Source organism: Chryseobacterium populi (assembly GCF_000282115.1).
Classification (GTDB): domain Bacteria; phylum Bacteroidota; class Bacteroidia; order Flavobacteriales; family Weeksellaceae; genus Chryseobacterium; species Chryseobacterium populi.
The window spans coordinates 107,289-122,304 of record NZ_AKJY01000012.1 but is presented as its reverse complement, the minus strand read 5'-3'; the positions used below and the strand labels follow the sequence as shown (position 1 = coordinate 122,304).

Annotated in this window: 15 protein-coding genes; all 15 read right to left on the bottom strand. The window is 31.4% G+C overall.

Annotated features, from left to right (window positions below; genetic code table 11):
* Window positions 1–14: 14 nt before the first annotated feature.
* The 15 genes from PMI13_RS03815 to wecC are packed head-to-tail and all read right to left on the bottom strand — an operon-like array spanning window position 15 to window position 15,005.
* On the bottom strand, window positions 15–515 hold the full coding sequence (locus PMI13_RS03815) for an acyltransferase (RefSeq protein ID WP_007840883.1): 501 nt from the start codon (window positions 513–515) through the stop codon (window positions 15–17).
* Window positions 490–1,743: a lipopolysaccharide biosynthesis protein gene (locus PMI13_RS03810; RefSeq protein ID WP_007840882.1), complete on the bottom strand. Its 1,254-nt coding sequence runs from the start codon at window positions 1,741–1,743 to the stop codon at window positions 490–492. Before PMI13_RS03810 ends, PMI13_RS03815 begins: the two co-directional genes overlap by 26 nt.
* 7 nt (window positions 1,744–1,750) lie before the next feature.
* Window positions 1,751–2,893 (bottom strand): hypothetical protein, encoded by a 1,143-nt coding sequence (locus tag PMI13_RS03805; RefSeq protein ID WP_007840881.1) that lies wholly within the window; start codon window positions 2,891–2,893, stop codon window positions 1,751–1,753.
* Window positions 2,890–4,029 carry a hypothetical protein gene (locus tag PMI13_RS03800; RefSeq protein ID WP_007840879.1) on the bottom strand — a complete coding sequence of 380 codons (1,140 nt, stop codon included), beginning with the start codon at window positions 4,027–4,029 and terminating at the stop codon, window positions 2,890–2,892. The genes PMI13_RS03805 and PMI13_RS03800 overlap by 4 nt, the downstream gene beginning before the upstream one ends.
* A 15-nt stretch (window positions 4,030–4,044) precedes the next feature.
* Window positions 4,045–5,316 (bottom strand): sialidase family protein, encoded by a 1,272-nt coding sequence (locus tag PMI13_RS03795; protein ID WP_007840878.1) that lies wholly within the window; start codon window positions 5,314–5,316, stop codon window positions 4,045–4,047.
* Between the two features lie 15 nt (window positions 5,317–5,331).
* Window positions 5,332–5,760, bottom strand: a complete 429-nt coding sequence (locus PMI13_RS03790) for a YhcH/YjgK/YiaL family protein (protein ID WP_007840876.1) — start codon at window positions 5,758–5,760, stop codon at window positions 5,332–5,334.
* Entirely contained in the window at window positions 5,750–6,556 is an 807-nt protein-coding gene (locus tag PMI13_RS03785) for a cytidylyltransferase domain-containing protein (protein WP_007840874.1), read from the bottom strand. The genes PMI13_RS03790 and PMI13_RS03785 overlap by 11 nt, the downstream gene beginning before the upstream one ends.
* A 6-nt stretch (window positions 6,557–6,562) precedes the next feature.
* Window positions 6,563–7,624: an N-acetylneuraminate synthase family protein gene (locus tag PMI13_RS03780; RefSeq protein ID WP_007840871.1), complete on the bottom strand. Its 1,062-nt coding sequence runs from the start codon at window positions 7,622–7,624 to the stop codon at window positions 6,563–6,565.
* A gap of 3 nt (window positions 7,625–7,627) precedes the next feature.
* The gene (locus PMI13_RS03775) at window positions 7,628–8,677 is read right to left on the bottom strand and encodes a nucleotidyltransferase family protein (protein ID WP_007840869.1); all 1,050 of its coding nucleotides are present in this window, start codon (window positions 8,675–8,677) and stop codon (window positions 7,628–7,630) included.
* A gap of 3 nt (window positions 8,678–8,680) precedes the next feature.
* A complete protein-coding gene (gene neuC / locus PMI13_RS03770) occupies window positions 8,681–9,835 on the bottom strand; it encodes a UDP-N-acetylglucosamine 2-epimerase (protein WP_007840868.1) in 1,155 nt (384 codons plus the stop codon).
* Complete coding sequence (gene neuB, locus PMI13_RS03765) at window positions 9,836–10,840, bottom strand: N-acetylneuraminate synthase (RefSeq protein WP_007840862.1); 1,005 nt, start codon at window positions 10,838–10,840, stop codon at window positions 9,836–9,838.
* Window positions 10,837–11,457 carry an acetyltransferase gene (locus PMI13_RS03760; protein ID WP_007840860.1) on the bottom strand — a complete coding sequence of 207 codons (621 nt, stop codon included), beginning with the start codon at window positions 11,455–11,457 and terminating at the stop codon, window positions 10,837–10,839. Before PMI13_RS03760 ends, neuB begins: the two co-directional genes overlap by 4 nt.
* A 2-nt stretch (window positions 11,458–11,459) precedes the next feature.
* A complete protein-coding gene (locus PMI13_RS03755; RefSeq protein WP_007840859.1) occupies window positions 11,460–12,602 on the bottom strand; it encodes a LegC family aminotransferase in 1,143 nt (380 codons plus the stop codon).
* 2 nt (window positions 12,603–12,604) lie between these two features.
* On the bottom strand, window positions 12,605–13,792 hold the full coding sequence (locus tag PMI13_RS03750; protein WP_007840858.1) for a UDP-N-acetylglucosamine 4,6-dehydratase: 1,188 nt from the start codon (window positions 13,790–13,792) through the stop codon (window positions 12,605–12,607).
* 4 nt (window positions 13,793–13,796) lie between these two features.
* Window positions 13,797–15,005, bottom strand: coding sequence for a UDP-N-acetyl-D-mannosamine dehydrogenase (wecC, locus tag PMI13_RS03745; protein ID WP_007840857.1), 1,209 nt, complete (start codon window positions 15,003–15,005; stop codon window positions 13,797–13,799).
* Window positions 15,006–15,016 lie beyond the last annotated feature (11 nt).

Here is a 15,016-nt window from a genome sequence, read left to right as displayed (position 1 = left end):
CTATAAATATGTAATTATTGAAACTTTTTCTCTGCCTTTAATTCAAAATATCTCTTTTCATCCCTGTTTTTAAATGGTGTCGCTGGGTTACCTCCTGCAATAGCTAAAGGGGGTATACTTTTGGAAACAACACTTCCTGCCTGAACTATGGCTCCTTCACCTATAGTGGCCCCTCCCAAAACTATTACATTCATTCCAATCCAAACATTATCTCCTATTTTAATATCCTTATGAATAACGGTTTCATCATAAGGTATTTTATTTCCATTATGATTATGATAAGTAGTTAACATAATTAATCCTTTTGCAGAATGAAAATTATCACCTATCTCTACTTTTCCGTTTCCATAGATTGTACAACCATTAAAGCTTACGTTTTGTCCAACCTTTGTATTTTTATTTAGTTTTACCCATCCTAAAATTATAGATTTGAATACTTCTTTATTCTTTCCTGATCTATAAAAAGCAATATAGGTAAGAATTTTCCTTCTAAGGTTTCTCAATATTTTTTTCATTTGGCTTAAAGATATAAGTACTAATAAACATTAAAATAAACGTAATAAGTGTTGCAATCGCTGCTCCCATCACACCCATTTTTGGGATTAGAATCATATATAAAACAACACATACAATGCCAGTTACAAATGTAATGGTTGCAAGTGTTTTTGTCTGTTTAAAATAAAAATAGTAATTAGAATTAAATTTATAAAAAGATAAAATTATATATGCTAATGTAATGATTACAACTAATTTTAAATCTACATTATATTTCGCCAGATTAGGAATAGATTTAGAAAGTATATTCCAGCCTAAAACAGAGAAAAAACCGATTAAAGGAATAATGACGAAAATAACCTTTTTAACTTTATTAATTGCACTATATTTTTCTTGTTCCATCCATTCGAAAAAAGTAGGTGTCCATGCAAGGTTGAAACTTGTAAAAAAGAAACTCACAATTAATCCAATTTGGTATGCAACAGAATAGTTACCTAACTCGCCAGTTCCTAAATAATAAGTGATAAAAAATCGATCACCAATGTTTAAAATATATCCCGATATCATATGGATAATAAGAGGTGTGCTAAATATAACTGCGATTTTTAGCAACGGGTAATCAAACTGAAATTTTATGTCAAATTTTTTCCATAACAAACTCAAACAAATAATCCCTAAAACAGTAGTAGATACAACATTTGGCAATACTCTGTAAGTCCAGTCATATTTTGTAAAAGTATAATATAAAATGGTAAGTAGGAGTAAATCGAGAACAACGATTCCTATTCTTATAATAAGATAGTTTCTTGGTTGCCTTTTTACTCTGTATATTGATAATAAAGCCTCTGTTATTTGGTTAAATACAAAGAAAATTATAGCAAGAACCATTAATATATAATATTCTTTGGCTATAAAAAAACTCACAATATACATAATTATTAAGGCAACGACTGAATTGATCAATTGTAAAATAATTATCGATGCTGTAAATTTTTTGAAGTCTTCTTCATTCAAGTCATAATAATATCGTGTTATAGACTGTACCGTACTTAATCCAACTATTGGTGTCAGAACCATCGTAATACTTCTAAACAGTTCTATTTTTCCATAATCTGCAGGATTTAAAACAGCAATTAAAAAAGGCATTAGCAAAATCGGCAGGCCAGTATACAAAGCATTTGTTAAGCCATATATCAAAGAATCTTTGAAAATTGCAGTCTTAACAATTGTTTTTAATTTGTCTTTCATTGATTTTTTAAATTATAGCACTTAAAAGTTGATGAGGCTTGGATAATATTATATATTCAGAATCTTTCAAAATTTTTAATTTATCCGAGCTGTTATTCACATCATCAACAATTATATTTTTTTGATTGAAATAAGCCTGCACAAGACATGAGGAATATAATGATATAACATTTTCTGTTCTACTAAACGACTCTTCCATTGTTGTTTCTTTTGGGTTTTCGATAACAAAACCTTCAAAAATTTGTTTAACCGTTTTAAAATCAGAATATCTGGGATGGAATCTTATACATATTTTTTCAGGATTCTCTATTTTCAGTAAGCTTTCCTTTATTTTGCTTAATTCGGCTTGATTTTCTGCAGCTAAATAATAAGTATATTTATATTTTTCCTGATTGGGTTTTACATCCATCTTTAAATTGGGAAAATTACCTATTATGAATTGATTTGAAGAAGCTTTCAAATTAATAAACAGATCTTTATAGAATTCATCCCAAATATAAAACCGATCAAATTCAAAAAAACTGTCTTTAATTATAAAAAACTTTTCACCGTGCATAATATTTATTTGTTCAATATTATTTTCTCTGCAAAATTGCGTTGAAATGGAAGATGAAAATGAATATTCTGCGCTGCTTATTATTGCTGAGGGCTTATATCTTTCTATAATATACCTGTAAAACATTATTTTCGATATACATTTAGACAAAAAATAAAAATGGAGCGGGTATTTTTTTATAAAGTTTAATATAAATTTGAAATCTTTCTTTTTAAATAAAAAATCTTCCATAAAATTAATTTCCTGGATATGAAATTCATCCTTTAGCTCTATGGGGATTATATTAGGATAGTGATAGTTTTTATACGGAAATATTGCTACCTTCTTGGATGTGCTTAAATTATCTTTTATTAAGTTATTTTGTTTTAATATCCCTTTCAAAAAGAAATAAAAGATGGCGAAGAATCCAATAATATTATTGATTATTTTTTTATAAAATGGGACTACATCAAATTGAACTTTATATTGAAAAAATGATCGCTCGATAAGATCTTTTGGATTATTGTATCTTTTTAATATTTTTTTTTGAAAATCTATATTCAAAACAAATGGATACAAATTAATTGTAATTAATTTATTTATTATCTTTTTCATTTACTTAAATTAAAAGACACATTTCTTACAAAGGTCTTATTATATATCGAATATCGTTTTTCAAGCAAAAGAGTTTGGCCTATAAAGTACAATACAAATGCTGAAAAGAAATCCATTTGGTATAAAGAAACAAATATTGAAGAAGCCAGTAATAATATATAAAAAATCATTCTATCCAGATTCTTCTGTTTAACAATACCAGCTATATAAGCAATTAAAGGCACTCCTAAAACAAGAGAAAAAGGAAACAAGCAGAACAATACATTTATTAAGGAAGAATATGACATATTATTGGTAAAATCATAATCAAAAATTAGTGATTGATCTATTAAATTATTAATTGATTTTACCCTGATATCCTGTGTAGCTAAATCACTCACAGAATCTGTTCCCAATAGCCCCACTATGAATTCATATACTTTGTCACTAAAAATAATAAAGGCCAAAATAAGAGATATAAAAATGATTATCCTTTTTTGTCTGAAAAAAACAGCGAACAAAACAATTGAAGCTATGAATGTACTTCGTGTCAAATACATTGCACTATAAAATGCAGATGTTGCCAACATTAAAATTGCAATTGCATATTCAAACTTTGTAGGCTTCTCTGAATATTTTTCTTTTAAATCATACAACAAAATATAAAGAGTAGTAAATCCATAGAATAATAACGAAACATAGTTAATACTTGCCTTTATGAAAAATGTCGTCATCAACACCATATTATTAAGTTGATCCCTTATACCAATAAACATTATTGTCCCTAGAATTATAATCAAAACACAACCCCATTTAATTGCAGGGAATAATGCTTCAATTAATTTTTGAGGAGTCTTAAATTGATTCACCATAAAATATGGCACTGTTGCACAAAGAATAAAACCAGAAATAGATCCGGAAAACCCAAAAATATATAGTGCGAAGGATGCTATTGATATTGCCAGAAAATATAAATATTGAAATAAGTTCTTATTATCTCTTTTTAATGCAGTATATAGAAAAATGAGCGGAAAGATAACAGAGTAATCCAATATTAAAATCTGTTGCATATTCTCCCTTGTTAGAAAAGGTACAATTTGGATAAATAAGAATAGGAAAAATAATATTGTTAATATCTTAGGATTGAGCTTTTTCATTATAAAAATTAAATATTACTTTACACTTAATCTTATTGTTGCCCACTCTCTCTGTTTTGAATTCCCAAAAATTCTGGGATAAACAATGATCAATTCTTTTGTATTTTTATCTTCGATTATAGTAACATGTCCTAAATCTAATTCTCCTTTTCCTTTATCTGTAGTTTTCAAATCATCTAAAAGGATGACTGATGATTTAATTAATTTCATAGATTTTTGATCAACCTCCCCTATTACCAAAGGGTATCGATTCTGAGCTCCTTTGGAATTATTTTCATTGATATTACCTATCCAAAAAACTCTGCCATTTGTATGTTTGTATAAAATGGACATCGAAGATGGAGAATAAAAGTTTGTCCCATCATTATATGTCCAAGGTTCAGGTTGTGACCATGCCTTTCCATTATCAGAAGAATATGACATCCATTTATAGCTAGGTAACAAGAAGCTTTTATCTTTGTCTCCTCCATTGCTGCCTCTCATGATAGAAAGTATGTATCCGTTGCTTAATTCAACAATCGTAGGTTCAATTAAACCTCTGGTTGTTTTATTGGGATCTCCTTTTATTGCACTAACGTTTTTCCAGATGATCTTTTGGTTTTCCCATGATCCTTGTAGTATAATAGCTTCAGTATATGTATACCCTCCATTAGGATTATACAATTGATTTTTATTTAATTTATTATCTTTTTGACTAGCTTTTACCGTTTTTTGTGCAGGCAATAAAATTGTTCCATTTGAAGTTATTATAGCTCTACTTCCAGTGTCTCCCAAATAATACGCATTTTCACCAACTGTAACTAAAGGTAGTGGATTTTTTCCTGAGTAATTATTGCCCTGTATTACAATCGGCTCATCACTTAGCCAACTTTTCCCATTATCATTTGATACTCTATACCGGATATAATAATCTTTTAAAGCTTCTTTAGGCTCCGCAATCTTTGATGACACATTTGGATTGTCTAAAGCATTAAAAAAAGTAACAAATAAATTTTGATTAGTATCGTAAACTGATGTTACAGGGACTCTTCTTCCATACTTTGGGGGTAAAGCAATTCCTTTGGTATTTGTCGCTTTTTCTATCCATGACAAACCATTATCCGCGGAAATTAAGTTTCTGGATCTTAAATCATTACCTTTAGTTGAAGTATAAATTGCATTGTAAAATTCCGGTTGTTTAGCACTGATCTTATAGTCAACAATTTTTACTTTTTGTTGACCATACACTTTTTGTTGAAACATTAATACATAACCCAATATTATAATACAATTTATAACAGTCTTCATTTTTCTAGCTTTAAATTATAATAATTTTTTAAAAACTTTCTTTTTAACAGCAATTGCCTCATCTGTCTTAACAGATGTTTTATGCACTTCATGTGGGAAAAGAATCAAAAAATATCCGGGTCTCAGATAAATTTTATGTTGAGCTATTGAATTAAATAACTCATAATCATCTTCGTATTCTTTTGTGCTTTCAGCCTCATTAATATCAGCTATTTCTATAATTTCTTTTCCTTCCAAAATAATATGAATATCCAAATATTTGCGATGAGCTTCCCAAATCCCCTCTTTTGAATCTTTTGTAATGTATTCCAAATCTATTCCAAAAAAATTGGGTTCGTCTATGTTATATTTTCCTTTTACAAACTTTTTTTGTTTCAAATCATCAACAATAAAGTTCAGATCAAGTCCGTATTCGTTTATTTTTTCTATTCTATCAAAAATCATTGCTATAATTTTTCTGTTTTAATTCTAAAATCTTTTCATAATTATCTTTGAAAAACCTGTCTATTCTTTCTAAGGTATCATTTTCCAAAGCCAACTGTATCCTTTCACTATTAATCTTTAAAACTTCCGGGTTATTATCCATATATTTTAAAACCGCATATAATGATGGTATTGATTTCCTATCAAAATGATTAAAAATATTATTCATCAATTCAAAATCCTCAAAGTAATCATTCGTTAATCTTAAGCCTGGTCTGTTATAAAATTCTTCTGCAATGATTTTTCCAACTTTGAATATTTCCGGTCTGTTAATAAGTGGACCCCAAATTTCTGTATCTATTTCTTTTTTGAATTCACATACTGTCTTCAGAGCATTTACATTCAGGCCGTAAACTGCAGTTCCAATTGGCAGGCCATCAATGTAGATAAAATCTTCTTTTAAAGTTTTTATACGATTAATCATAAGATTAGCATGGTCTATAGATAATATAGGATTCTCTCCTGTAATACTTAAAACATAATCAAAACCAAAAAATTGAGAAGCATCACTTAATCTCTGTAACACATCTTCTTCTGATCCTAAATAATAAAAAATATCATTTTTTTTCGCAACTTCCACCAGTGGTTTGTCCTGAAGATTCGTTGAGGTACATAGAACTATTTCTTCAACATCATTTATAGCCTTACTCCGATTAATCACATGCTCTATAATTGAATATCCGTTCAGGTCTCTCAATAACTTAAAAGGTAATCTTGATGATTTTAACCTTGCTGTAATTAATAATCCTATTTTCATGTTATATTATTTTACAAAAAACTGTTCAAAAGATGGTTTTTGAAACTTATACTCAAGATTTGAGAAACTTAATATTTGATCCTTTTTAAGATCAGTCAAAGCAATTGCATTCACTACTTTATTAAAATCTTTTTGGGATAATGGGCTTGATTCTTCTGTTCTTTTGAAAGCAATATCTTCTTTTTTCAGGATCTCCCCTTTCTTAATCTCTCTTCTTGCAACCAGTGCTTTTTTCATAGGTCCCGTGTTCCCGTAATTGAGCTCTGCTTCAGAAAAAATGATTGAATTTTCACCTATTGATTTATATATTGCGTTACCTAATTCTATTACTTCTTCCATTGTTTTTAGATCTATTGCTGCCTGGGCATCAATTCTTTTTTCTCCAAATACATTGGTAATGTGTTTTTCTATCACATTCACTCCATACAAAATTGGCAAGGTAGAAATTATTTTGTTTTTGTTATCATTAGGATCTGTATGGTCTGCATAACCTATTGGCAAACCAAATGCAGAGGATAATAGATTTATTCTTTTAAAGTTAATATCTTTATAATTTGTAGGATAGTTTTGAAATCCGTGTATCAACAATATATCGTTTTTATTATTGGATTTTAAAAAATCAACGGCATATTGCACTTCATCGAATGTTGATCCTCCTACCCCTAATATTATTGTTTTTTTGAATTGAATTGATTCTTCTAATAAGAACAAATCATTCAGTCCTGTAGAATGTAACTCAATTCCGATAATAGGAAACGAATCCTGTATTTGATTTGCAAATTTTAAGGATTTTAAATCATTACATAATAAAACGATTTCTTTTCCAAGTGTTTTTACTCTTTCAAATATATTTAACCAATTTTCCTGATCTAAGGATATTTTTTTTAATACTTCTTTCGCCGGATGATTTTCTACGATGTAATCTTCTAAATCTAATAACAAATGAAATTTTATCGCATCAATATCCAATTTGGCAATATCATCTATTAAATTTTCTAAGAAATTAATATTACCCTCATGGTGAAAGGCTGTTTCTGCTATATAATATGGTTTATTAATATTATTCATGATTTACAATTTTATATGTTTAATATCCTCCTGAGCTTTTATAAAATCCTCGTGCTTTCCAATGTCCAACCAATATCCGTTAATTGGGTAAGTTACCAGTTTCAGATTCATTTCCAATACTTTATCCATTAGATCTGTAATATCAAAAAATGTATCCTCAGGAATCATTTTTAAAACATTTTTTTTCAAGAGATAAATTCCTGCATTACAATAATAGGTATATCTTGGCTTTTCTTTTAGAGATTTTGCTTTGTTGTTAGGATCAACTTCTAAAACGGCGTATGGAATATCCACATGATACGAAGTAGCAGCTACGGCCATATCCGCTCCGCTATTTCGATATAGTTTATAGAAATCTGCAAAGTCTATATTCGTTAACAAATCGCTGTTCATAACGATAATATCATCGTGTTTAAAATCATTGACCAAAAGAATAGACCCTATTGTTCCCAAAGGTTTTGTTTCTCTCGCATAATTAATGTTAAGTCCCTTTTTTTCTCCATTTCCAAAATGTTCAATTAATTGATCACCTAAATAATTGATGCTTAAATTGATATTTTTAATTCCGACATAGCTTAGCCGGTCTATATTATACTCAATAATTGGCTTATCACCTACTTTCAAAAGAGGTTTGGGGGTATTTTCAGTTAATGGCCTTAATCGCTTGCCTTCACCACCCGCCATTAAAACAGCATCTACAGGAATGACCGTAGAATTTTCTCTGAAGTTAATAATATCTACAATCTGTTTTTCTTTGTTTAATACGGGAACAATTTTAAAATTCTTTGATTTATATAATTCCAATAAATCAACAGTATCCTCTCCTTCATTTACAAAAGATGGATTAGGCTGAACAAATTTTAAAATATCTTCTTCAAAATTTAAACCTTTAATAAAACCTCTTCTTAAATCACCATCTGTCAAAGACCCGAGTAAAACCTGCTGATCATCTACGATGAAAATTATTGCATCTGAAGCTAATTCATCCAGCTTGATTAAAGCATCGCGAACAGATGCCGTTTTATTTAAACTATGTTTTTGAATATTGTTCATGATTTATTTATCGTAAAATTTTTTAATTAATAATTTCGAAAAATCAGTAGATTCTATGATTTTCATTATTTTATTCGTTGTATCTCCGTTTCCATACGGGTTTTGAAGATTTTTTATAGATTGCATAAAAATTTCATCCTGTGTTCTATCAATCGCTTCTTCAATTTGTAATTGATCAACAACACAGTTAATAATTGTTTTAGCCTGCATTCTTCCTTTTTGCCTATCGCCAATATTAATGGTTGGCGTATGGAGAGATGGCGCCTCTATAATTCCGCTTGAACTGTTCCCTATGATTGCATTACTATGTTTTAACAGAGATAAAAATTTTAATGAGCCTAAGGATGTAAATGCTTTAGCAATATGTGGATTTTCTGTTACAAATTCATCAATCATCCGATTAATAATCCTCCCATTAGTATCTGCGTTAGATTTTGTAAATACAAAAAAACTTTCTTTCTGATTCTTTATAGCTTGCAACAGAACCTTAAACTGTTCTTCTGCTGACAAGTCAGCTAGTGTTTCTGGATGAAAGGTTACCTGATAATTATATTTTGCAAACCGAATCCCTAGATCTTGCTCTAATGCTTCTTTAGATAATAATGGAAGATTTACTATATTATCAATTCCGATAGCGCCAACATTGAACACATTTTGTGGCTGTTCTCCTAATTGGATAATCCTTTCACGATGGCTTTCCGTTGATGCAAAATGCAAATGACTAAGTTTTGTTATGGCATGACGGAACGAGTCATCATAAGCTCCTTCTGTTATCTCTCCACCATGTAAATGAATAATTGGTATTTTCATCGCCGAAGCCGAAGAAGCAACGGCTAACATTTCATAACGATCACCAAGGATAATAATAGCATCAGGATTCAAACGGGAAAAAGCATCTGCATACCCGATCATTCCTAGCCCCATAGACTTTACAATAGAACTGCCGGTATCAGCAGATAAGAGCATTTCTACTTTTTTGTTGATATAAAAGCCTTCCTGTTCAATAAGTGTATATGTATTTCCAAATTCTGGAGACAGATGAGCTCCGGTTACCAATAATTGCAATTCAAATTCCTGATGAGCATTAATGGCATTCATCAATGGTTTTAATAGACCATATTCTGCTCTTGTAGCAGTTACAGCGCAAAGTTTTTTCATCTACAATTCTATTAAATCATCTTCGTAAAAATCCTTATTGGCCTGCTTCCCGATTACATCATCCCATTGCATCGGAGAAATCCCGTCTCCAGGTCTCTTAACCGTAAGATTTTCTTCTGAAAACCTTTCTCCTTTTTTTATTTCTTTTGCAGCAATAATACTTTTTCTCGCAATCTTTATATTTTTCATCTCAGAAGGGCTTGGTTCTTTCAGGCCGGTGCCCGAAATTGCATCTTCTATATTTCTAATGGCGGCAACCATGTTCTTTAGCTCTTCAGGTTCCAGTGAAGCAGCATGATCCGGACCTTCCATTGTTTTATCCAATGTAAAATGTTTTTCAATAATGTTTGCTCCCAAAGCAACGGCAGCAATAGGTACTTCAATGCCTAAGGTATGATCTGAATAGCCTACAGGAGTTTCAAACACATCCTTTATTGTTAACATTGCTTTTAAATTAACATCATTCATAGGAGTAGGATACTCTGTATTACAATGTAAAATAGAAATATCTTTGATCTTTTCCTTTTTAAAAACATCGACAGCTGCCTTTATATCATTCATTGATGACATTCCTGTTGACAGAATTACTTTAGAAAATAATTGAGCTGCTTTTCTTAAATAAGGCAGATTAGTTATCTCTCCGGAAGGTATTTTCACTAAATCCAGTCCTATTTCTTTTAAATATTGTAATGATTCCAAATCAAAGGCAGTGGAAAAAAAATGGACACCCTTTTCTCTGCAATAAGTAATTATCTTTTCATGATCAGCGTGTGATAATTCTAATTGTTTTAGCATTGCCAACTGAGAATCCTCATTGTTTCCGGTATTAGTAATCTGGTATTCTGCTTTCTTAGCAGATTTAGAAACTAATTTATCAGCTTTAAAAGTTTGAAATTTCACATAATCAACACCAGCTTCTGATGCAGCATCAACCAATTTAAATGCATTCTCTAAAGATCCGTTATGATTTACACCTGCTTCCGCTATAATTATTACTTTACTCATTTTATTAATTTTTTAGCAGGATTTCCTACCCATACTTCTTCATTTGGAATATTTTTCAAAACAACACTTCCAGCACCAACTGTTACATTTTCACCAATTATGACTCCTTGCTTTATAACAGAATTTGCTCCTATGAATGTACCATCACCTATAGTAACATTTCCTGCTAAAACAACTCCCGGAGCAATATGCACTGTATTTCCTATCTTACACTCATGTTCTATTATCGCTGCTGTATTAATAATACAATCATCTCCAATCTGGGCAAAGGGATTAACTACCACATTGGCAGCTATTAAATTGCCCGTTCCTATATTTATACCATCATTCAATATACTTGTTGGATGTATAACATTCAGTTTTTTTTTCCCTTTCAATTCTATGAGCTTAGAAACTTTTCTTCTAATCTGGTTAGAACCAATTCCCAGCACAAAAAAATCAATATTATTCCAATCGAACTGTTCATTATTTTCATCTCCCAAATATATAAGATCATAAGGATTATTCTCCACATGTGAAAAGTCACAATAATACCTTACATTGATATCCGCTTTTTTACAGGCATCCAATACAACAAGTGCGTGACCTGAGTATCCTATTATTGCGATCTTTTTCATTATTACCTTACGCTACTTGGAATATTTACGATTCTTTCTTCTAAAAATTCTGCATTAGTTTGTGCATCGCGCTGACAATGTTCGTACATTGGCAAACGATAAGTAAGTGTCCAGATAGGACGGGTCATAATCCCCTGCTCATTTGTCAATTTTAAGAAATTCTCTCTCTCAATTTTGTTTTCCAATTCAACACACATTAACCAGTAATTTGCTTTCGTATCAGGTATTTCCTGACGAAATCTGATTCCTAAACTTTTAAATAGTTCTGAATAGGCCAATGCCAAAGATCTTTTATCTTCAATAAAAGTGTTGAGCTGCTCTAACTGTGCACATGCCAATGCTGCATTCAGATTAGGCATTCTGAAATTATATCCTAACTCATCATGGAAAAATTCATAAGGATGAGGTTTTTTGGCAGTTGTTGTAAGATATTTTGCATGCCTGGCAAGCTCAACATCATTGGTAACAATTGATCCACCACCACCACAGGTTACTGTTTTATTTCCGTTAAAGGAAAAACCTCCCAATAAACCTAAAGTACCGGTATGCTTTCCTTTATAATAACTGCCTAAGGATTCAGCTGAATCTTCCACTACCGGTATATTCCATTTAGAACATATTTCTAATAATTCATCCATATGCACAGGAAAACCAAAAGTATGCATAGGCATACAAGCAGCAATTTTTTTACCTGTAGATTTGTTGAAACATCCATTATCTCTTATTTCTCCAAATTCTTCCAAAAATGCTTCAACAGCTTTTGGAGACAGTCCCATCGTATCAAGGTCAACATCTAAGAAAATAGGAGAAGCATTGTTATATGCAATAGCGTTTGCTGTAGCGATAAATGATAATGCCTGGGTGATTACTTCATCTCCCGGTTGTACTCCAGCAAGTCTTAAGGCAACCTGTAATGAAGAAGTCCCATTAACAACAGCCACAGCTTTTGCAGCTCCTGTGATGTCCTCCATCATATTTTCAAATTGGTTTACATATGACCCCACTGATGATACGAAAGTAGAATCAATCGTATCATTCAAATATTTTTTTTCATTCCCACGAAAACGGGGTTCGTGTAACGGAATAAACTGATCGGTTTTATATTGATCTCTTATAAACGAGACCATTTGTTGAATATGCTCCATTATTACATTTTGGAATCTAAATATTTCCCTGTCTCTTTATGTCCAAAGTCTGGAATCATGGTAAAAAACAGATCTACAATTTTTTGTTTTTCCCATTTACGGGCTATTTTCATTGAATCGATATTTTCCTCAAATAAATTCAGCTTATCTTCTTCAATATTCAGTTCATTTTTAATAACTCCCAGGTTTTCAAAACGATCCATATCTAAAACTTCCTTATCCGTAAAGAATTCTTCAAAATCTTTTTCACCTGTAGTATCACTTCCAGTGAATAAGCACGGCCATTTACCTTGTTGTGGCAAAGTATGAACCAATTCTCTGGCTTCATTTTCGTCTTTACACAAATAGGGCTCATAGCCAATTTCTTTTAAATATTTTTCAGCAATTTCCGCAAAGGTTATTAAATGAAGATTTTCACTGAGTTTTGGAAAGAAGATATCTCTGTTTTCTCCAAAAATACAAGACATCAGACATAGCTCACCAGATTCTTTTGGAATAACAAAATATCGCTTGATATCATTAGGTGCTACAATAGGCTGTTTTTTTTCTATACGCTTATTAAATCCATATAACAAAGAGCCGTCTGAGAATGCTACGTTTGCAAAACGTGCTGTAGAAATCGCGATATCTTTACTTCTGCGCATTAAAAACATTTCCATTATGCGTTTGGAAGCTCCCATCATATTTACAGGGTTAGCCGCCTTATCTGTAGAAACACAAAAATATTTCTTCACTCCTTTCTCAACAGACTGCTGTAAAGTTTTATCAGTATTAAAAACATTTACATCAATCATTCGCATCAAAGTATAGGGGTCCTTTTCACTTCTTACATGCTTTAGTGCTGAAAGGTTCAGAACATAGTCATAATCTCCATCAGCTTCCCAAAAAGCATCGTACTCAATGGAACCGATATCCAGTGCAAAAGTTTGGAAGTCGCCGTCAATATATCCAAATAGACTTCTGATATCCCGAACCAGCTCAACCATATTGTTTTCACTGATATCAACAACGTGAAGCTTTTTAGGATTCCGTTTAAAAATCTCTTTAGTTGTTGCAGAACCTATTGATCCTGCACCTCCTATTACCAAAAATTTCGAGGACGAAACAATTGATTTCAATTCAGCTTCATGATTTTGTATATCATTAGAAAATAATTCTTTAGATCTACCTATAAGATTAAGTATATTCATGTTTCTATTTTACAATTCCACAAAAATCTAACACAATCTGATTTTCTTTGAACGATAAATTTTTAAATTCATTATGTGCCACGAGTAAAACCACGATATCAGCTTTTTCTGCAGCCACTTGATAATCCGTTAGCTTAAATACTTTATGCTCATGTACATTAGGTTCTACAATGAATAAATCGGCATCTCCGGAATCCTGTAAAACACGTTCTGTAATCTGAATAGCAGGAGATTCGCGTAAATCATCAATATTAGGTTTAAAAGCTAATCCCATAATAGCTATTGACGGCTCACGACCATTTTTCAATTCAAATTCTAAACGTGTATTTTTAATTTTCTCTGCACACCAGAACGATTTATAATTATTTGTTTCACGTGCCTGTGCAATAATTCTAGACTCCATCGGGAACTCTGCTACAATAAAGTAAGGATCAACTGCAATACAATGTCCTCCTACACCACAACCCGGTTGTAAAATATTAACACGAGGATGTTTATTGGCCAGCGCAATTAATTCCCAAACATTAATTCCTGCTTTATCACAAATCAAAGATAATTCGTTTGCAAAGGCAATCTGTACATCACGAGATGAATTTTCAGTTAATTTACACATCTCTGCAGTACGGGAATTGGTAGAATGCAGCTCTCCCTGTACAAATTGTCTGTAAAATGCCAATGCTTTCTGTGTAGATTCTTCATTTACTCCACCTATTACACGATCATTATTTACCAATTCATACATTACGTTTCCAGGTAAAACTCTCTCCGGGCAGTATGCTAAATAAATTTTATTTTCTAACTCTGGTCGCTCTGCAAAAATGTATTCCATCATTTTTTCTGTAGTTCCCACAGGGGATGTAGATTCTATGATGTATAAGTCTCCTTCTTTTAACAAAGGAATAATAGCTGTAGTAGCTGCTTTTACATAAGAAATATCCGGTTCATGATTCCCTTTAAAAGGTGTTGGAACCACCACTAAATAAGTTTCCGCGGTTACCGGCTTGGTATCTGCCCTAAGGAAACCATCTGCTACTGCTTTTGCCACAGCCTTATCCAGTTCAGGTTCTACAATATGGATCTTACCAGCATTAATGATATCAACAACATGTTGTGATATGTCTACTCCATGAACAGGTATCTTATTATTTGCAATTAATGCAGAAGTTGGTAAACCTATATATCCCAACCCTATTGTGACTACTTTTGGATTCATATTATTTTCTA